This window comes from Streptomyces sp. CB02056, assembly GCF_001905545.1.
In the GTDB taxonomy this organism is placed as follows: Bacteria; Actinomycetota; Actinomycetes; order Streptomycetales; family Streptomycetaceae; genus Kitasatospora.
The window spans coordinates 388901-407119 of the sequence record NZ_LIPD01000006.1 but is presented as its reverse complement, the minus strand read 5'-3'; the positions used below and the strand labels follow the sequence as shown (position 1 = coordinate 407119).

Here is an 18219-nt window from a genome sequence, read left to right as displayed (position 1 = left end):
CCTGACCCGGTGCTCAACACGCTCCACCCCACAGACCTGACCTGGGACGACGTCGACCCCGCCGACCACCCATTCGACCCCGCCTCGGTGGCGGGGGTGATCCGCTCCCTCGGGCCAGCGCGGCGGGTGCCCTCCCGGCTGGACCCGGCCATCGATCTGACCAGGGTCAACTGGGCCTGGGAGGTGGCCAAACCCTGGTCCGACGCCATGACGCACGTGCTGATGGAGCGCTACGGCCGCTGGGCGGCCGGGTGGCGCTGGTCGCTCGGCGAGGGGGACGTCGACGGCGGGCCGGTCGGGAACTGGTGCTGCGGATCGCACTCGATCACCAACCCGGAGCAGACCCTCGACCGGGTCGTGGCGGCGCTGTGCGAGTGGCGTGACTGGCTGGAGCGGCTCGCGGAGTGGTTCGAGGCCTACCCCTTGGACCCGGAGACCCTGGACGCGGACCGGATCCTGTGGGAGCGCGCCGCCCGCAACCTGATCCTGCAGGTGGCCGACCGGACGGGCGCCGAGAGCGGCTGGTACGGGCACTGCCGGCAGGTCCTGGAGTGGTTCCTCGGCTACTGGGGCGTCGCCCCCGAGCCGGCCGAGCGACTGGTTCGACAGGCGGTCGCCGGCCGGTTCAAGAGCTGGACCGCACCCGACACCGTCCTGGCCGACGAGGTCGCGGAGCGACTCGTCGGCCCACTGCGTCCGCAGGACATTGACTGGTCGCCGGACCCGGGCGAGCTCCCGGACCACCTGGAACGCTGGCTCGCCGTGCGCGAGAGCGTGCCGTGGTCGGACGGTGCCGACGGCGAGGACGGCACGGACAGCGGGCCGGTGACTCCCGCCCGCGACGGAGCGGCGGAGGACTTCCGCTTCTTCGACGCCGCCGTGGACCCCGCCCGCGCCGCCGGCCTGCTCACCGCACTGGAGCTGGTGCGGGCCGACGCGGCGCGTGGTGCCGTGCTCGACTTCGAGCTGCTGCGCGGCTGGCAGCAGCACGTGCTGGGCACCCCCGAGCCGCCGCCGCTGCGCACCCGCCCCGCCTTCGCCAAAGGCGGCGAAGAGCGCTACGGGATCGGCCCGGACACCCGTGCCCGCCTCGACGCGTGCCTGGCGCAGGCCGCCGACGGCCGGATCCCGCTGGCCGCGAGGGCGGCCCGGGTCTACCTGGATGTCTGCTTCTTCCACCCGTTCGACGACGGCAACGCCCGCGCCGCCCTGCTCACCCTGCTGTTCGTGCTGGCCCGCGCAGGCGTCACCCTCGACTCGGTGCTGCTCATCCGCCGGTTCGGCTACCGGGCCGACGACCCGCACGACGCGCTGAGCCTGTGCCGCTCCGTCGAGATCCACCTCAGGCAGAGCCGCGCCGCCGCTCAGTGACCGGCGGCCGTTGACACGGGGCCCAGTGGGGGCGGCTACAGGTCCGCGAGCCAGGGGTGCCCCGGGTGTACGCGGGCGAGCAGGCCGGTCAGGGTCTCGCGCTGAGCCGGGGTCAGGTGCGGGACGGTCGCGTCGAAGTCCGACTGGTCCTTCTCGCGGACGTGCTTGGCCTTGAACAGCAGGACCAGTTCGGGGGCCAGATACGGGATGCCGTCCCGGGTGTGGTGGATGATCTCGCGGTAGGGGAGCCGGATCGTCTCGTCGCGCCGGCAGATCCAGGTGTCGCCGTCGTGCGGTTCGCGGAACACGTCGAGCAGGTAGTCGCCGGTGGCCGGATCGCGGAGCCAGGTCTGGTGGACGGCGGCCAGTACCTCCGGCGCGGCGTCCGCCCAGATCCGGCCGCTGCCCGCCGCGTCGAAGGCGTACCCGGGGAAGCGGTCGCGGACCTCGGGGAAGCCCGCGGCCGGAATCCCGATCTCGATGTCGCCGTGAGCGCGCGTCCGCCTGCCGCGGAACAGGTCCAGCGCCCACCCCGCGGCCACGTACCAGGGCGTGCCGATCCCGGCCAACCGCTGCGCGACCTCACCCGGAGTCCAGCAGGACGACCACCTGGCGGGGAGGGCCTCGATCTCGTCGGGGGACAGTTCGACGCCGCCGTCGGGCAGTTGCTTGCTCATCGCTGGAACCTATCAGTGGAGGGCCCGCCGTGGCCGTGGGCGGCGTACGTCCCGCGACCGATCCGCTCTGCCACGGCCCCGCACGGCCCGTCAGCTCACGGGCCGCCGCGCCCAGAACAGGACGTGGCCGCTGTCGCCCTCGGGGACGAACTCCTCGTGCGCCACCTCCAGGCCGGCGCACAGCAGCCAGGACCGGTTGGTCGCCGCGTCCGCGTGACTCCACCACATCGCGGCCCCGCCGCCGAGCCAGTCCTCGTCGGTGCCGGTCCAGGCCTGGTGCCCGGTGGTGACGAGGAGCCAGCCTCCTGGCCGCAGCCACGAGGCGATCCGCCCCAGCAGAGCCGGCTGCTCCCCGACCGGAATGTGGATCAGCGCGTACAGGCAGACCACGGCGTCGAAGGCCTCCGGCGGGAACGCCAGGGTCGTGGCGTCCGCCCGGATGAACTCGGCCTCCGGCACCAGCTCCCGTGCCCGCCGGATCTGGACGTCGCTGATGTCGACGCCCGTGACACGGCGCCCTGTTGCGGCGAGGGACCGGGCCACGGGGACTCCGGTCCCGCACCCCACGTCCAGCACCGTGCCCGCTTCCGGGAGCCGCCCGAGCAACTCCTCGATCCACGATCCGTACTTCGTCTCGCTGTTGAACGCGCGTTCGTAATGCGCGGACAGCAGGTCGTATCCACGCCGGACCAGGTCCTTCGGGTCTTCGTCATCCACAACGGCGCACCGTAGCCGTCCCTGACCGGCGGAGCGACAGCATTTCGGCTGCCGTCGGCCTCGACGGGTGCCCTCCCCCCGGCAGCGCTCGGGAGGCTGACTGTGCGTGCTGACAGTGTTACGCTCCCAGTAAAAGAGAGTTGACTCTCACTTGTCGGCCGGAAGGGCACTCGTCCGCCCTGGTCCGGACGGGCAAGGAGAGCACGGCTCCGTCAAGCGTTCACTGCTCTTGTGGCCCTTCGGCCGGCGAGGAGAGACCATGACCGCCCCCGCACCGCAGTTACCCTTCGAGCGCCCCAACGCCCTGGACCTGGCGCCGCTGCTCGCGCGCCTGCGCGAGGAAGGCCCGATCGCCCGGGTGACGACACCCGCCGGCGACCCGGCCTGGCTGGTGACCCGCTACGAGGAAGCCCGGGAGATCCTGAGCGACACCCGGTTCTCCCGGCTGCGCCCCGACACCGAGGGCGCCCCGAGGATCTCGTCCTCGGCGCTGCACACGCGCCCCGCCCCCTCGCCCGAGGAGGAGGACCGGGAGCACACGCGGATGCGCCGGATGCTGGCGCCCGCGTTCAGCGCGCCGCGGATGCGGCGGCTGGGCGAGCGGATCGGGGAACTCGCCGCGTCCTGCCTGGACGCGATGGACGAGGAGCGTTCGCGGGATCCGCGACGCGCCGTCAACCTGCACGACCACCTGTCGTTCCCGCTGCCGGTGATGGTGATCTGCGAGCTGCTGGGCGTGCCGGTCGAGGACCGTGGCCTGCTGCGCGGCTGGTCCGAGCGGATCGCCGCTCTGTACGGCGGGGCCGACGGGGCCGCCGCCATGGCCGAGTTCGAGGCGTACGTGTCCGCCATCGCCGAGGAGAAGCGCAAGCGGCCGGGCCAGGACGTGATCAGCGACATCCTGGCCGTACAGGCGCAGGACCCCTCGTTCACCGAGGAGGAGATGGCCCGCCTGGCGGTGGGGCTGCTGTTCGCGGGCCACGAGACGACCTCGGCCCGGATCGACCTGGGGGTCCTGTTCCTGCTGAGCGACACCGGTCGGCGGGACCGCTTCGCCGCCGACCCCGAGGGGTCGGCCCGCGCCACCGTGGAGGAGGTCCTGCGGATGGCCGCGCCCGGCGCCCTGGGCCTGACCCGCTACGCCCGCGAGGACGTCACCCTCGCGGGGACGGCGATCGCGAAGGGCGAGGCGGTGCTGGTGGCGATCAACGCCGCGAACCGGGACGGGCGGGCGTTCGAGGAGCCGGACGCCTTCGACCCGTCGCGTTCCCCCAACGCGCACCTCGCCTTCGGGCACGGCGGCCACTACTGCATCGGCAACGCGCTGGCCCGCACCGAGATGCAGATCGCGCTGACCGCGCTGTTCCGGCGCTTCCCCGGCCTGCGGCTGGCGGTGGACGCGCACAGCCTGCGCGACCACTCCGAACGGCTGGCGGGCGGCCTCGGCGAGGTCCCGGTCCTGTGGTGAACGGGGAGCGGCAGCGCGAGCAGGCCACCGCGCGGGTGGTGGCGGACACCTCGCGGTGCGTGTCGTCGGGGCAGTGCGCGGTGACCGCGCCGTCGGTGTTCGACCAGGACGAGGCCGGGCAGGTCGTCGTGCTCGCCGCCGAGCCCGTCGGACGGGCGGCGGAAGAGGCCCGGGAGGCGGCCGCCAGGTGCCCGGCCTCGGCGCTCCGGCTGGATCCGGCGCGCTGACGGCCGGTGGTGTCGGCGGCCCGGCGGGGCCGCCGACACCAGGCGGGGCGTCAGGGCGTGCGGGAGTGCAGTGCGGGGGCGGGGCACGGCAGTGGGCGGGCCCCGGCGGGGGAGAGGCCGTCGAGGACCAGGGCCAGGTACCGGCGCCAGCCGTCCTCGCGGGGGTCCATCGTCCACAGCACCGAGACCAGCATGACGACGATGCGGTGCAGGTCGTCGGGCACGAGGTCGGCGCGGATCACGCCCGCGCTCTGACCGCGCGCCAGGAGGGCGTCGAGAGCGGCGAAGAACTCCTCGCCGGTCGCCGGGGTCAGGACGCCGGCGGCGCGGGCGGCGGCCAGGACGTTGTAGTCGCCGGCCACCGACTCCAGGGCCGCCGCCAGCACCCGGGCCAGCCCGGACGCGGGGTCGGGGTCGTCGGCGGCGGACTGGATGACGGGCCGGACGCGCTCGCCGAAGCCCTGGTCCAGTACGGCCCGCAGGAGCGCGGCCTTGTCGGGGAAGCGGCGGAACAGCGTGGCGGCCCCGACACCGGCCCGGCGCGCCACGTCGTCGAGGTGGGCGTCGGGGCCCTGTTCGGTGAAGACCTCCCGGGCGGCCCGGATGATCTTTTCCGCGTTGCGGGCGGCGTCGGCGCGCAGCAGCCGGGGGGCGTCGGGGATCATCCCGGCAGCCTATCCAAGAGTGGGTGGACCGCCGCCGGCCGTCCGGGACGCGTGCCCTGGCCGGGTGTCAGACCGTCCAGGGTCAGCGGCCGGGGTCAGCGTCCGGGGGCCTCGGCGAGCCGGGCGACGTGGGCGAGGACGGCACCGGCGCCGTCCTCGCCCGCCATGAGCCCGGCGACGGCGGCCGCACGGCGGCGGACCGGCTCGGCCAGAGCGGTCGTGATCGCGGCGGCGAGGCGCTCGGCGGTGAGGTCGGCGAACGGCACGGGCTGCGGGGCCACTCCCAGCCGGTGCAGCCGTGCCGCCCAGAACGGCTGGTCGGCCATCACGGGCACCGGTACGGCGGGGACCCCGGCGCGCAGCGCGGCGCCCGTGGTGCCCGCCCCGGCGTGGTGGACGACGGCGGCCGTGCGGGGGAACAGCCAGTCGTGGGGCACGTCGCCGACGCAGAACACGCCGTCACCCGCCGCCTCCAGCCCGGCCCAGCCCGCCTGGACCACCGCGCGCACCCCCGCCTGCCGTACCGCGGCCGTCACCAGCTCGCCGAGCCGCTCGCCCTCCCCGGGGGCCATGCTGCCGAAGCCGATGAACACCGGGGCCGGACCGGCCTGGAGGAAGTCGACCAGGTCGCCCGGAGGCTGCCAGCCCAGCGGCCGCGCGGGCCACCAGAAGCCCGCCACGTCGACCGGGGCCGGCCAGTCCGCCGGGCGCGGCAGCAGCACGGGGCTGTAACCGTGGACGACCGGACGGGTGTGCCCGAGCGGTTCCGGCGACGTCCTGCCGGGAAGGCCGAGGCGCTCGCGCATCCGGTCCACGGCGCTCGAGAACATTCGGTCCGCGCCCCGGAGCCGCTCCTGGCCGGCGGCGAGATTGCCCTCCGGTCCCAGGTCCGCGCCGCCGGCGGGGCCGGGCAGCGGGAACTCCGTGGTGGCGAAGGCGGGCGTGAGGTACGTGCCGAGGACGGGCACACCGTACGCGTCTCCCGCCGTCAGGCTGAGCGGCGACGGGGCGAAGGCGGTGAGCAGCAGGTCGGCCCCGCCCGCGACGGCGTCCGCCACGCCGTCGGCGAGCCCGTCCACGAACGCGGTCATCAGCGCGCGGATCTCCTCCGGGGAGGTCGCGCGGGCCCTGGCCCGGATGAGCTCCTCCGGATCCCCCGGCAGCGGCCGGTGCTCCAGGCCGCAGGACTCGAGCAGCGCCGCGAAGGTCGGATGGGCGACCACGGCGACCCGGTGCCCGGCGTCCACCAGACGCCGGCCCAGGCCCGTGAACGGTGCGACGTCCCCGCGGGAGCCGGTGGTGACGATCAGAATACGCATGGGGCAATTCTCCACGCCGGGGCCGGTGTTGATCCAGGCTTGGCCCCGGAGGGGGAGCCTCCGTCCACGTGGGGCCGGTTCGTCCGAGCCCGGCCCAAGAGGGCGTATCAGGAGAGAGCCATGCCCACCGCACCGATCACCCCCGGCGACTTCCCCACCAGCCCGCTCGCGCTGCGCTTCGCCGACCCGGCCCGGCAGGCCAAGGCCCGCGCCTTCGCCTCCGAGCAGGCGGCCGCCGCCACCGAAGCGGCGGACCTGCTGGCCCAGTTGTGGGACACCGCCCCGGGTCGGCCGGCCCGGGCGGCCGCGCTGGCCGCCGTCCACGAGCGGCTGGTCGACTGGCGCTACCGTCTCGCCGTCGCGATGGGCCCGCCTCCCGGTCCTGCCGGTGCCTTCTTCAACCCGGAGCGCTTCCGTACCCCGATCCGGGAGGGCGACACCAACTTCGACCGGCTCGGCGAGGTCGGCCGTCTGCGCGAGGGCGCGGAGTGGGACCAGGCCACGCGCGCCTACACCGGGGGCCGGGCGACCCCGGCCTCGGAAGCGATGCTTCGCTACGGCCGTCTCGCCGAGCGGCGCTTCGCCGCCGAGGGCGTCGAGGGCGACACCCTCCAGAACTGGGTGCTCCTGCCGGACGGGCGGCGGATCGCCGGCAACCGCCTCCTGCGGGGCGAGGCCGCGTACCGCGCCGACGCCGAACTCGTCGCCCGCTACGCGGCCCGGGGCCTGGACGCCTCCCGGATCGAGACCGGCGGCAGGCCGGTCTACTCGGCCACTCCCACACCGCGGGACAGCGCCGTCCTGCACTCCGCCGCCCTCGACCTCCTCGCCCGCCCCCACCTCACCGTCGCTGACTACCTGGCGGCCCGCTACCTGCTCTTCCAGGCCCCACAGAACAAGAAGGGAAGCGACGCCGTGACCAGGACGTTCATCGTCACGGTCGGCGCCGTCGCCCTTCCCGGTGCCGTGCCCGTCCTGCCCGAGGACGTCGACCTGCGCTGCTACGTGCTCGGCCAGAGCCCCTGCCATCCGTAGCCGGGCAGAGCCCGGTCGGCCCTAACCGGCCCGCGCTACGGCCGCCAGCGCCCGCCGGAGAGCTCGGCGAGCGCCTCGGTGAGGTCGGGAGGCAGGGTCCGGACGACGTTCATCGGTTGCACCAGGTACCACCCGTCCCGCCCCCGCCAGCGGGCCGGGGGCAGGGGCGCTCCCGTCCGCGGCCGGACGTGGATGCCGTGGACGGGGGTGTCACGGCCGCGGAGGTGCACCCGGCGGACGGCGACCTCGTCCACGTCGCGCCACTCGTAGCGGCAGCGGTGCCGGCCCGTCCGGGCGGCGATGAAGGTGTCGGTGATGTGCAGTTCGATGTGCCGCCGGCGCAGGAGGCTGATCAGCATCACCAGCAGGCCGAGGGCGGGCACGCCGACGATCGGCTTCCAGGAGTCGAGTCGGTCCCAGGTGCCGCTCACCGTGATCCGGACCAGGTGTAGGCCCAGCAGGGCGCCGAGCGGGCCCCAGTGCGCGAGCATGACGGCGCGGACGCGGCCGGTGAGCAGGTACGAGTTCGGGTCGCGCCGTACGGTGAGGCCGCGCCAGGTCGAGGCCGGGGGGCAGGGTCAGGTCGGCGAGGGGACCGGTCGCGACCGTCGTCGCTCCGTCCGGCGTCGCCCGGGGCACCGGGACCCCTGCGGCCCCCGAACCTCCCTGACCTCCCTGGCCTCCCGAGCGGGGCCCGGCCTTGGCGGCCAGGTGCTGCTGGAGCCGCAGGTTGCGGAAGCGGTACGTCCCGGCGGTGCGCTGGAGCAGGCCGGCCCGGTGGGCGTCCCGCAGGAAGGTCATCAGCGTCCAGGGCAGTCGGCCGACGAGTGCCAGCGAGCACCGGGCCAGCAGCCACCGGCTCCACGGGCTGAGCAGCAGGAACGTCGCGCCCGCCCCGCACCAGGTCGCCAGCGGGTAGGACCAGTCCACCTGGTGGTACCGGTAGAGGTGGGTCCGCGACCAGTCCATCAGCCCGATCCCGGCGGCGAGCAGCGGTGCGAGGACCAGCAGCGTCACCAGGACCGAGGTCCGCTCCGAGCGCAGCAGCGAGTCGGGGGTCGCGGCGTCCACGGTGTCCGAGGGGGCCGCCAACGCGACCATCAGATAGGCGGACAGCAGCACCGCCGCCACCAGTGCGAGACCTTCCTCCGCCGGTGCCAGGAGCTGGAGCACGACCAGGGTGAGGATCACCGGCGGCCCGCCGATCACCACCATGAGCCGCCAAGCCCGGCCCAGCCTCCCGTTGCGGCCGGCCGAGCGCAGGGCCCCGGCGAAGCGCAGCGGGTTGACCCGCCGTCGGGGCGTCGAGGTCTCGTCCCCGAACCAGCCCTGCCCGGCCGTGCGGACCAAGCCCGCGAGGGCGACACCGAGGCCCACGGCGGTGCCGAAGCCGAAGGGGTGGCCGGAGCCCCCGACGGCCCCGAGCCCCAGGTCGATCAGCACCGACAGGGCGATCCCCACCACGATCAGCGCGGGCGCCGCCAGTGCCCGCGGCAGTGGCGCGCCGAACAGCCGCCACCAGGCCAGCTCGGCGGTCTCCTGGCGGTTCATCAGCCGGGCCAGGAAGGACAGCCAGGCCCGGGCCCGGTCCGGTTCCCACCGCCGGGGCGGGTGCAGGCGGTCGGGCGCCGGCGGCAGCGCCGGGAACGAGGCGGGCACGATCCGGTCGAGCAGGTGCTGCTCCACCTGCCAGGCGGTCGCGAAGCGCCCGCGGTCCAGCAGCTCGCCCGGGTCCGCCGGGGCCCGCTCGTACCCGCGCCGCAGCAGCCAGACCATCAGCGGCGTCGACAGTGCCCGGCTCACCGGGCTGCCGGGCGCCGCGCGGAGTTCGGCGAGCAGCGGCGCCCACTGCGCGGCGCGCGAGGGCTGCCGGGCCCGGTGCAGGTAGGAGGCGACGTCGCCGGGGGCCAGCGGCAGCGCCTCGATCGCCGAGTCCACCCGGAGCACGTCCCGCTGGGTGGCCACCAGTTCGCGGTAGGGCTCGGTCCGGCAGATCAGCACCACCCCGCCCTCCTGGCCCAGTTGGCGCCCGAGGGCGCCGAGCACAGCGGTCCGCCGGTGCTCGGGCAGTTCGTCGAGGCTGTCCAGGACGGGCAGCAGGCGGCGCTCGCTCACCAGTCGGCGGGCGGGGTGGAGCCCGTCCACCCGGGGCAGACCGGGGTGCTCCTCGGTGATCCGGCCGGCCAGCCAGTCGTGGAAGTTGACCCGCTCGGCGTCCCAGGACTCCAGCGAGAGCATGACGGGCACCGGGACGTCCTCGCCGCGGGTGAGCCGGCGGGCGAGCAGCTCCAGGGTGAGCAGCACGGCGAGGGTCGTCTTGCCCGCGCCGGCCCCGCCGAGGATCAGCAGGCGGCGGTGGTCGAGTCCCAGCAGAGCCTCCGCCATCGTGCCGACCCGGTCGCCGCGCCCGCCGAGTTCGGCCCCCGGCGCGAGCGCGGTGCGGCTGTGCACCCAGCGGACGGCCAACGGTTCGGGGTCGGCCATGTCCCAGGCGTCGGCCTCGGCCCGCCACTGGTACAGCAGGCTGCGGGCGAGCCGCTCCTCGGCGAGGCCGAGCGGTGTCTCCGCCGCCACGGCCCGGGGCGGCACGGTGAGGTGCAGCTCCCCGTTGAGCACACCGATCTGCACCAGGTAGTGGACCGTACTGTCGGTGACGACGTTCCGGATGTTCGTGGGCCCGTGGCCGTCTTCGAATTCCACCACTCCCCGGCTCCGCCCCTGTGTCGACCGCTGCCGCGCGAACTCCCTTTCTACCAGGGCCCGTCCGACCTGTTCGACGGACCGTCGGTTCTCTGGCGGTTCCGGGCCGGGCGGACGGGCCCGGCCCGAACCGGTACTCGGCCGGAAGAGCACCAGGCCGGCCGGTTTCACCCAGCCCGTGCGCTCGGCACTCCGGCCCACGGGTCTGTCACAGCCCCCTGCGATGATCACCGGCAGTGTCGACAGAACCGGAGCAGAGCATGGCCGAGCAGGTGGAGCAGGGCGTCGCGCGGGTGGCCGAGAGCATCGCGGCGAACGCACCCGAGAGTTGGACGGAGGCGGTGCTGGCCAGCCGCCAAGGCCTGTTCGGCCTGGGCGTCTCCGGTCGGTACACGATCGCCGGTGAGAAGCCGCGGCCGGTCCACGGGGTCGCGATCTTCCAGGGCCTGGACGACGTGACGGCGGCGGTGGGAGCGGCCCGCGGTTGGGAGCGCACGAATCTGGAGATACGGTGCCGGCCGTCCGGCGAGTTCGCCCTGACGGCGTCCCGGCAGGTCGTCTCCCGACTGCACGATGCCCGTCCCGGGTTCCTGGCCGTCCTGGACCACGACTGTCGGCTGTCCCAGCCGGGTGTCGCCCAGGAGGAGAGCGGCGCCGCCCCGGCGGGCGATCCGGATCTCGCGGTCACCCGGCTGCGGGCCTACCTGGAGCGGCGTGCCGACATCCTGGGACACGCCGAGAGGCTGCCACCGCCGGTGACCACCACGGCACTCGACGACGCCGAGCGCCGGCTCGGCCGGCCGCTGCCCGCCGACCTGCGAGCGCTCTACCTGATCGCCGACGGCAGTGGGGACGAGGCGATCGGCCTCTTCGGCAGCCTCGCCTGGATGCCCCTGGCACGCCTGGTCGCCGTCAACGCGAACCTGTGGGAGCCGGTGTGGTCCGGCTGGGAGACCTCCTGGGACTCGGTCGTGCTCGACGCCGAGCCGCTCGACACCGTCCGGCGCTGCCACGAGCACCCGGGCTGGCTGCCGTTCGCGACCGCCGACGACGGCAACTACCTGGCGGTCGACATGTCCCCGGCCCGGGCCGGACGTCCCGGCCAGGTGATCCAGATCGGCCGCGACTACTACGACGGGCCGCTCTACGTCTGCGACTCCGTCACCTCACTCCTCGCCCGCTACCTGGACCTGCTGGAGCGGGACGCCTACGAAGTGGAGGAGGACGAGGTCGACTACATCGAGTTCGTGGAAGGCCCACGTGAATTCGGCTCCAGCCCCGAGCTGGTGGCGGACGGAATTCCTCAGGACGTCCCACCCGGCGTCCAGACCGTCCTGATCCACTGCAACGCCCCCAGTGGGCTCATGGACCTCACCCCGCTCACCGCCGCTCCCCACCTGCGGCGCCTCGAACTCCACCGCCGCCCTGTCGACGACCTGTCCCCGCTTCGGGAGCTGCCCGTCGAGTTCCTGGGCGTCACCCTGCACGGCGGCGACCTCGCGCCGCTCGCGGGCCACCGGTACCTGACCGCCCTCGACCTCGCCACATCCGGGCCCGTCGACATCGCCCCACTGCGCACCGTCCCGAACCTCCGCGGCCTGGACCTCTCCCGGGCGGAGGTCCGGAACCTCACCGCGCTCGCCGAGTGCCCCGACCTGCGCTACCTGGCCCTCACCGCCGGCCAGTGGGCCGTCCTGCTGGACCAGGGCGCACTCCCGGCCACCCTGGCCGCCGCCCGCCTGGCCGGAGCGGAGGTGCCCGATGAGGTGGCGCTGGCCTGGGCCGAACGACTCGGCCGGTTCGTCGGGGAGCCGTTCACCGTCACCGGGACCCTCGCTCCTGACGGCGGGTGAGAGCGGCCGCGTGCACATCCACCGGCTGCGCAGGATCCTGCGCATCGGGGACAGCCCGGACTCGGTGATCGAGCACGACCGGGGCGGCTACCGGCTGGTCTCCGGCGCCGCCGAGGTGGACCTGGCGCGGATGGAGGACCTGGTCACCGCCGGGCCGTGGCCCGCGGCGCGACATCCTTGAACGGCTCAACTCGCATATCAGCTGAGCTGATTACCGATCTCCTTCGTCCGTTCGGGTTCTCTTTCCGGACGGGCCGTGATTCCCGGCCCCGCCCCGGCGGGCCCGGCCGAGACTGGCCAGGAATTCTGCCGGATCGTCACCGATCGAATGCCATGACGGAGGAAAGCATGCTCGGAGATCTCACGGGCGCAGTGACCGACGCCCGCTACCGTGCCTCGTTCGGGCGGGTCGCCGGTTACCTGCCGAAGGACCGCCGGGCCGTCGACGTCTGGCTGGCGGACCTCGCGGACCGCGCCCAGGCGCGAACGGGGCCGCACAGCCCCGCCGTTGCGGCCATGGAGAAGCTGATCGAGACCGACAGGAACACCCGGTCGCTGGTGGCCGGCACGCTGGAGCAGCTCCCGCGCGCGCTCCAGCCGATCCAGGGCGTCGGCCACCTGCTCCAGTGCGTGGACCTGATCATCACGACCGCGCCCGAGTACCGCGCCAAGTCCGAGGAGCGGATCCTCTTCCCGCTGTCCGCGCTGTTCGCGAACCTGGCGCTGACGAAGGCGGGCGAGAGCCTCCTGCGCACCCCGGCGTTCAACTCCGCGCTCCAGCAGGTCCTCCGCGAGTGGTGCGTGTTCCTGGACAGCCCCGCGAGCCGCTCCGTGCTGACCGAGGCGGACAACGGCTGGCTGTCCCCGTACTCCGTCGAACGCCACCGGCTCGACGACTACGAGATCCCCGACCGCGGCGCCGAGCACTGGGGCTTCGCGTCGTTCAACGACTTCTTCCACCGCAAGCTCAAGCCCGGGGCCCGGCCGGTCTCCACCGACCCGACGGCGGTCCTCGCGCCGAGCGACGGCACCCTGGTGCGCCACGAGCGGAAGGTGGGGAAGAACGCCGGGTTCACCCTCAAGGGCCAGACCTTCTCCCTGGCGGAGACGCTCAACAACAGCAGCTACACGGACCGCTTCGTCGGCGGCGACGTCCTGCAGTTGGTGCTCCCCGCCACCGGCTACCACCGCTGGCACGCGCCGGTCGACGGCGTGGTCCGGCACGTGGAGGTCGTCCCCGGCCTGGTGTTCGGCACGGCCGAGCTGGACGGGTCGGGCCCCGCGCCTCAGGGGGTGTCGTTCGGCGGCGCGGCGGCGTCCAGTACGCGTGCCCTGGTCTTCATCGAGAGCACCGCTCCCCGCATCGGCATGATCTGTCTGGCCGCCGTCGGCATCGGCGAGATCTCCTCGGTCACGCCCGTGGTCCGCGAGGACCAGGAGGTGCGGAAGGGCGACGAGCTCGGCTACTTCAGCTACGGCGGATCCACCCACTTCATGGCCTTCGAGCCGGGCAGCGACGTGGAGCCCACGGTCGAGCCGAGCGAGGACGTCGACCCCGAGGACGACCCCCAGGTCGCCACCAACGCCCCCCTCGCCAACGCTGGTTGACCCCCTCGGGTGTGCCGACCGGTCGTTCGCGCCCGGTCGGCACCACCGGCCCGCCAAGACCGAGAACACCACCGAGGAGCCCCCGTTGCGGTCGACGAACCCCCACCGTGCACGCCACCGGTCCACCCGGTCGGCCGCCGCCTTCGCGGTCCTGGCCGCCGTGGCCCTGACGGGCGCACAGCCTGCGGACGCGTCCGCCCACACGCCCCCCGGCGCCGTACGGGCCGCGGGCGCCGGAGCGCTGCTGTCCCCGCAGGAGCACGCCGAACTGCTGAAGGAAGCCGCCCGGATCGCCGTCGAGCTGGCGAAGGCGCTGCACCTGGACCCGCGCGAGGTCCTGCAACCCGTCGACGCCGCCCAGGACGCGGACGGCACCGTCCACTTCCGCTACAACCGCACCTTCGCCGCGCTGCCGGTCCTCGGCGGCGACCTGGTCGTCCACCGCACCGCGCAGGGCGCCCTGTCGGACACCCGCGCCCACCGGGCGTCGATCGGCGTGCCGAGCACCACGCCGGTGGTCCCGGCGGCCCAGGTGGCGCAGTCGCTCCACACCACGCTGCCCCCACGCCTGGTCGTCTGGTCCGCCGCCGGAACCCCGTCACTGGCCTGGGAGTCGGTGCTGGAGGCGACGCAGGAGGACGGAACCCCGAGCGAACGGCACGTCGTGACCGACGCGACCACGGGCGGGCAGCTGTACGCCTACGAGGCCGTGCGCACCGGCATCGGCCAGGGCCAGTACAACGGCACGGTGCCCCTGGGCACCACCCACACCCTGCTCGGGTACGAAATGAACGACACCGCGCGCGGCGGCCACCGCACCTACGACATGCACCATGAGGCCAAGGGCCGAGGAGACCTGTTCACCAACCAGACCGACCGGTGGGGCAGCGGCGACCAGAGCAACGACGAGACCGCGGGCGTCGACGCCCACTACGGCGCCGCCCAGACCTGGGACTACCTCCAGGACGTCCACGGCCGCACCGGCATCCGCGGCGACGGCGTCGGCGCCTACAGCCGGGTCCACGCCGGCTCCAACTACACGAACGCCTTCTGGAGCGACAAGTGCTTCTGCATGACCTACGGTGACGGGCCCGGCAACGCCAAGCCCCTGACCGAACTCGACGTGGCCGCCCACGAGATGATCCACGGACTCACCTCCGCTACCGCCGGCCTGGAGTACACCGGGGAGTCCGGCGGCCTCAATGAGTCCACCAGCGACATCTTCGGCACCGCGGTCTCCTTCCACGCCGACAACCCCACCGACGTCCCCGCCTACCTGATGGGCAAGCACCTCGACCTCGACGGCAAGGGCACCCCGCTGCGCTACCTGGACCAGCCCTCCAAGGACGGCCACTCCCCGGACTACTGGTACGACGGCATCGCCGGCCTCGACGTCCACTACTCCTCGGGCCCCGCCAACCACTTCTTCTACCTGCTGGCCGAGGGCAGCGGCCCCAAGACCGTCAACGGCTACGACTACGACAGCCCCACCGTCGACGGCCGGGTCGTCACCGGCATCGGCCGGGCGGACGCCGAACGGATCTGGTACCGCGCGCTGACCACCTACATGACCTCCACCACCGACTACTCCGGCGCCCGCGCCGCCACCCTCCAGGCCGCCGCCGACCTCTTCGGCCCCGACAGCGCCACCGTCACCGCCGTCGCCGACACCTGGTCCGCGGTCAACGTGAACAGCTGACACCATCCGAGAGGCGGCCCCGGATGACCGCTCCCCCCGTACGGCCCGCCGGTCCCGAGGACGCCGACGAGCTGCTGCGCCTGCGCGTCGCGGTGCTCGACGGCGCCCGGCCCGCCGACGACTGGCGGGCCGCCTTCCGCGACGAGATGCGCGCGCGGCTCGGCACCGACCCGGACCTGCTCGCCTTCGTCGCCCCCGCCGACGGCGGCGCGCTGGCGGCCTGCGCCATCGGCGTCGTCCACCGCTGCTACCGGGGCCCCAGCCACCCCACCGGCCGGTGGGCCCGGATCCACACCGTGGTCACCGACCCGGCCCACCGGCGCCGGGGCCACGCCCGCGCCGTCACCACCGCCCTGGTCCGGGCGCTCCGGCTCCGCGGCTGCGGCTCGATCGAACTGCGCGCCACCGAGGCCGGCGCCCCGCTCTACCGCGCCCTCGGGTTCCACCCCGTGGACGGCTACATGATGCTGCGGCCCGGCCCGGCCGAGCTCTGACCCCGCCGGTTGGTCGGCGTCCTCACGGGAGGACCGAGCCGCGAACGCGACCGCTCCCTCGCGACGGGCGCCGACGTCGCGCAGGCACTGACCACCCTCGGATACCGGATCCGGGTGCTCGACACCATTGATCCCGCGTTCGCGGACCAGGTGCGCGCGGTGGACGTGGCCTTCCTGGCGCTGGCGGGCCGGCACACGGAGGACGGCAGGCTGCAGGGCTTCCTGGAGACGAGCGGCATCCCCTACACGGGCTCGGGAGTCCGGGCCAGTGCCCTCGCCATGCACAAGCCCACCGCCAAGATCGTGGCCGGCGCGGCGGGCGTGCCCGTGCTGGCCGGAGTCCTCGTGCCGGACACCCAGGCCGCCGCCGCGGCCGCCGAAGACGTCCTCGCCCGGCTGGCCGCCCCGGTCATCGTCAAGGCGCGCGCCGAGGGCAGCTCGATCGGCATCGCCGTGGCCCGCGACCGGAGCGGGCTGACGCAGGTGCTCGAGGACCTTCGCGCCGCCGGCCACCGCCTGTTCGTCGAACCGTTCGTCGAGGGCCGGACCGTGACGGTCGGAATCCTGGAGTCGGACGGCGACCCGGTGCCCCTCCCCGCCGCGGAGGTCCTCACCGCCGGCGAGTTCTACGACCACGCGGCGAAGAACAGCCCGGACCTGCACTCCTTCAGGTGTCCGGCCGACCTGCCGGACGGGACGGCACGGGGGATCAGGGAGGCCGCCCGGCGAGCACACACCGCACTCGGCTGCTCGAGCCACTCACGAAGCGACTTCGTCATCGCCCCGGACGGGGGCTTCCACTGGCTCGAACTCAACACCCTGCCGGCGCTGCGCCGTACCGCCACCCTCCCGCTGACGGCCGCAGCTGTGGGCATCGGCTACGAAGAGTTGGTCGAGCGGGTCCTGCGCGGTGCCTTCGCACCGCGCGACTGAGGAGGGAAAACGATCACCTGTCAGAGGTGCTGGACGAGGCCGACGCCCAGGGCGATGAGCGCCGCGGCGAGGAGGAGGGCTCCGCCCCGGGTGAGGTGGGTGCCGGGGGAGGAGTGGCCTTCGGTGCCGAGGGCGAGGTGCAGGAAGAAGCCGCCGGACTGGGCGAGCACTCCGGCCAGCAGGAGGATGCCGAAGAGCCACTCCGTTCCGGAGGAGAACCCCGCGCGGGGCAGGTAGAGGAAGTAGACCAGCGACAGGATCAGCAGCACGCCGGCGTGGGCGTGGCCGGCGCGGAAGGACCGCTCGCGCAGCGGGGTGAGCGTGCCGTTCTGGACGGTGGTCAGCTGAAGCAGCGCGTGTCCGCCGAACTCCACGGTCACCAGCGAGAAGACGGCGACAGCCGGCAGGAGTGTGGACGCTTCCATGGTGGGCCGCCTTCGAGGTGTCGGGCCGGGCAAGTGGTCGCAGGCTACGGGGGCATCCGCCGGGCTCCCGCCGGTCGCGGGCGGGGCCCGGTACGGGTCCACCCGGATGCGGGGCGCGAGGAGAGGTCGAGGGCCGGTAGGACCTGCTCGTGGCCGCCTGCGCGGCGCCACCGGCAAGGCTGGTCACGGACGGTAATCTGACGGTCACTTGCTTGTATTCGCAGTACTCGCACCGCATGACGAGGGTGGTACGACAGTGACCGACGTGATCAAGACGCCCCAACCGCTCGCCGAGCAGGCCCCGAGCGCACTGCTCCTGCTGGCGCACGGCAGCCTCGCTCCCGAGGCGCAGGAGTCCACCCGGGCGCTCGCCCGCGCGGTCGAGGCCTCCCATGGGAGCCGGGTCGAGGTGGCCTTCCTCCGGCACGCCGGCCCCACGGCCCGTGAAGCGCTGGGCGCGCTCGCCGACGCCGGGCACGAGGAGGTGGTCGTGGTGCCGCTGCTGCTGACCGCCGCCTTCCACGCCCGGGTCGACCTGCCCAAGGCACTGCTCGACCCGCCGGGCAAGGCGCCGATCGTGGCGCCGGTGCTGGGCGGTCCCACCGGCGTGCCCGACGGACGGCTGGTCGCGGCGCTGCGGCGCCGGCTCACCGAACTGGACGTCGAGTTCGACGCGGTGGTGCTGGCGGCGGCGGGCAGCGTCGACGCCGCCGCGTCCTCGTCGGTGGCCGCGATGGCGTCCGCGCTGGGCACGGAGCTCGGCCTGCCGTGCCGGGCCGCTTTCGCGTCGGCCACCGAGCCGACCCCCGGCGAGGCGGTGGCGGAGCTGCGCCGGGCCGGGGCCCGGCGGATCGCGGTCGCGTCCTACTGCTTCGCCGCCGGCCTGCTGTTCCGCGTGACCGTCGAGGCGGCTACCGTGGCCGGCGTGGTCGGCGTCTCCCAACCGCTCGGCGACGCGCCGGAGTTGGTCGAACTCGTCCTGGAACGCTTCCACCAGGCCCGCGACGCGAAGGTCTGACCGGCGACAC

The 18219-nt window shown here is 74.2% G+C and carries 18 protein-coding genes; 11 read left to right on the top strand and 7 right to left on the bottom strand.

Annotation, left to right across the window (positions count from 1 at the left end; genetic code table 11):
- Positions 1–9: 9 nt before the first annotated feature.
- Positions 10–1371, top strand: coding sequence for a Fic family protein (locus tag AMK13_RS18925; protein WP_074003238.1), 1362 nt, complete (start codon positions 10–12; stop codon positions 1369–1371).
- Positions 1372–1406: 35 nt separating this feature from the next.
- Here the strand turns inward: AMK13_RS18925 and AMK13_RS18920 are convergent, their stop codons facing one another.
- Together AMK13_RS18920 and AMK13_RS18915 are read right to left on the bottom strand one after the other, a co-directional pair.
- Complete coding sequence (locus AMK13_RS18920; RefSeq protein WP_074003236.1) at positions 1407–2048, bottom strand: nucleotidyltransferase domain-containing protein; 642 nt, start codon at positions 2046–2048, stop codon at positions 1407–1409.
- A 90-nt stretch (positions 2049–2138) separates the two neighbouring features.
- Positions 2139–2765 (bottom strand): class I SAM-dependent methyltransferase, encoded by a 627-nt coding sequence (locus tag AMK13_RS18915; RefSeq protein ID WP_074003235.1) that lies wholly within the window; start codon positions 2763–2765, stop codon positions 2139–2141.
- Between the two features lie 259 nt (positions 2766–3024).
- Between AMK13_RS18915 and AMK13_RS18910 the strand changes: the two genes are divergently transcribed.
- Together AMK13_RS18910 and AMK13_RS18905 are read left to right on the top strand one after the other, a co-directional pair.
- Positions 3025–4233, top strand: a complete 1209-nt coding sequence (locus tag AMK13_RS18910; RefSeq protein ID WP_074003234.1) for a cytochrome P450 — start codon at positions 3025–3027, stop codon at positions 4231–4233.
- On the top strand, positions 4227–4460 hold the full coding sequence (locus AMK13_RS18905) for a ferredoxin (protein ID WP_074003233.1): 234 nt from the start codon (positions 4227–4229) through the stop codon (positions 4458–4460). Before AMK13_RS18910 ends, AMK13_RS18905 begins: the two co-directional genes overlap by 7 nt.
- Positions 4461–4510: 50 nt before the next feature.
- Here AMK13_RS18905 and AMK13_RS18900 read toward each other — a convergent pair whose 3' ends face one another.
- Together AMK13_RS18900 and AMK13_RS18895 are read right to left on the bottom strand one after the other, a co-directional pair.
- Entirely contained in the window at positions 4511–5125 is a 615-nt protein-coding gene (locus tag AMK13_RS18900; RefSeq protein WP_049653081.1) for a TetR/AcrR family transcriptional regulator, read from the bottom strand.
- 95 nt (positions 5126–5220) lie between these two features.
- On the bottom strand, positions 5221–6444 hold the full coding sequence (locus AMK13_RS18895; protein ID WP_074003232.1) for a glycosyltransferase: 1224 nt from the start codon (positions 6442–6444) through the stop codon (positions 5221–5223).
- A gap of 120 nt (positions 6445–6564) precedes the next feature.
- Between AMK13_RS18895 and AMK13_RS18890 the strand changes: the two genes are divergently transcribed.
- Positions 6565–7479 (top strand): hypothetical protein, encoded by a 915-nt coding sequence (locus AMK13_RS18890; RefSeq protein WP_074003231.1) that lies wholly within the window; start codon positions 6565–6567, stop codon positions 7477–7479.
- 35 nt (positions 7480–7514) lie between these two features.
- Here AMK13_RS18890 and AMK13_RS41055 read toward each other — a convergent pair whose 3' ends face one another.
- Together AMK13_RS41055 and AMK13_RS18885 are read right to left on the bottom strand one after the other, a co-directional pair.
- Positions 7515–7733 carry a hypothetical protein gene (locus tag AMK13_RS41055; protein ID WP_079272275.1) on the bottom strand — a complete coding sequence of 73 codons (219 nt, stop codon included), beginning with the start codon at positions 7731–7733 and terminating at the stop codon, positions 7515–7517.
- The gene (locus tag AMK13_RS18885; protein ID WP_143204570.1) at positions 7690–10179 is read right to left on the bottom strand and encodes an NACHT domain-containing protein; all 2490 of its coding nucleotides are present in this window, start codon (positions 10177–10179) and stop codon (positions 7690–7692) included. The genes AMK13_RS41055 and AMK13_RS18885 overlap by 44 nt, the downstream gene beginning before the upstream one ends.
- A gap of 236 nt (positions 10180–10415) precedes the next feature.
- Here AMK13_RS18885 and AMK13_RS18880 point away from each other — a divergent pair, with 236 nt between their 5' ends.
- From AMK13_RS18880 to AMK13_RS18860, 6 genes are all read left to right on the top strand, one after another.
- Positions 10416–12032 (top strand): SMI1/KNR4 family protein, encoded by a 1617-nt coding sequence (locus AMK13_RS18880; RefSeq protein ID WP_241852942.1) that lies wholly within the window; start codon positions 10416–10418, stop codon positions 12030–12032.
- A gap of 10 nt (positions 12033–12042) precedes the next feature.
- Positions 12043–12213 (top strand): hypothetical protein, encoded by a 171-nt coding sequence (locus AMK13_RS43545; RefSeq protein ID WP_158077721.1) that lies wholly within the window; start codon positions 12043–12045, stop codon positions 12211–12213.
- A 167-nt stretch (positions 12214–12380) separates the two neighbouring features.
- A complete protein-coding gene (locus AMK13_RS18875; protein ID WP_074003230.1) occupies positions 12381–13640 on the top strand; it encodes a phosphatidylserine decarboxylase family protein in 1260 nt (419 codons plus the stop codon).
- Positions 13641–13725: 85 nt separating this feature from the next.
- The gene (locus AMK13_RS18870; RefSeq protein WP_074003229.1) at positions 13726–15339 is read left to right on the top strand and encodes a M4 family metallopeptidase; all 1614 of its coding nucleotides are present in this window, start codon (positions 13726–13728) and stop codon (positions 15337–15339) included.
- A gap of 23 nt (positions 15340–15362) precedes the next feature.
- Entirely contained in the window at positions 15363–15833 is a 471-nt protein-coding gene (locus tag AMK13_RS18865; protein WP_074003228.1) for a GNAT family N-acetyltransferase, read from the top strand.
- A 9-nt stretch (positions 15834–15842) separates the two neighbouring features.
- Positions 15843–16766: a D-alanine--D-alanine ligase family protein gene (locus AMK13_RS18860; protein WP_074003227.1), complete on the top strand. Its 924-nt coding sequence runs from the start codon at positions 15843–15845 to the stop codon at positions 16764–16766.
- A 20-nt stretch (positions 16767–16786) separates the two neighbouring features.
- On the opposite strand, the gene AMK13_RS18855 is transcribed toward AMK13_RS18860, so the two are convergent.
- A complete protein-coding gene (locus AMK13_RS18855; RefSeq protein ID WP_074003226.1) occupies positions 16787–17191 on the bottom strand; it encodes a hypothetical protein in 405 nt (134 codons plus the stop codon).
- Between the two features lie 265 nt (positions 17192–17456).
- On the opposite strand from AMK13_RS18855, the gene AMK13_RS18850 reads away from it, so the two are divergent.
- Positions 17457–18209 carry a sirohydrochlorin chelatase gene (locus tag AMK13_RS18850; protein ID WP_198959385.1) on the top strand — a complete coding sequence of 251 codons (753 nt, stop codon included), beginning with the start codon at positions 17457–17459 and terminating at the stop codon, positions 18207–18209.
- Positions 18210–18219 lie beyond the last annotated feature (10 nt).

What these genes read in the sequence shown, in the direction of transcription:
- AMK13_RS18920 (WP_074003236.1), bottom strand. Translation starts at nt 2,048, where the DNA reads ATGAGCAAGCAACTGCCCGACGGCGGCGTCGAACTGTCCCCCGACGAG.
- AMK13_RS18910 (WP_074003234.1), top strand. Translation starts at nt 3,025, where the DNA reads ATGACCGCCCCCGCACCGCAGTTACCCTTCGAGCGCCCCAACGCCCTG.
- AMK13_RS18900 (WP_049653081.1), bottom strand. Translation starts at nt 5,125, where the DNA reads ATGATCCCCGACGCCCCCCGGCTGCTGCGCGCCGACGCCGCCCGCAAC.
- AMK13_RS18895 (WP_074003232.1), bottom strand. Translation starts at nt 6,444, where the DNA reads ATGCGTATTCTGATCGTCACCACCGGCTCCCGCGGGGACGTCGCACCG.
- AMK13_RS18890 (WP_074003231.1), top strand. Translation starts at nt 6,565, where the DNA reads ATGCCCACCGCACCGATCACCCCCGGCGACTTCCCCACCAGCCCGCTC.
- AMK13_RS18875 (WP_074003230.1), top strand. Translation starts at nt 12,381, where the DNA reads ATGCTCGGAGATCTCACGGGCGCAGTGACCGACGCCCGCTACCGTGCC.
- AMK13_RS18865 (WP_074003228.1), top strand. Translation starts at nt 15,363, where the DNA reads ATGACCGCTCCCCCCGTACGGCCCGCCGGTCCCGAGGACGCCGACGAG.
- AMK13_RS18855 (WP_074003226.1), bottom strand. Translation starts at nt 17,191, where the DNA reads ATGGAAGCGTCCACACTCCTGCCGGCTGTCGCCGTCTTCTCGCTGGTG.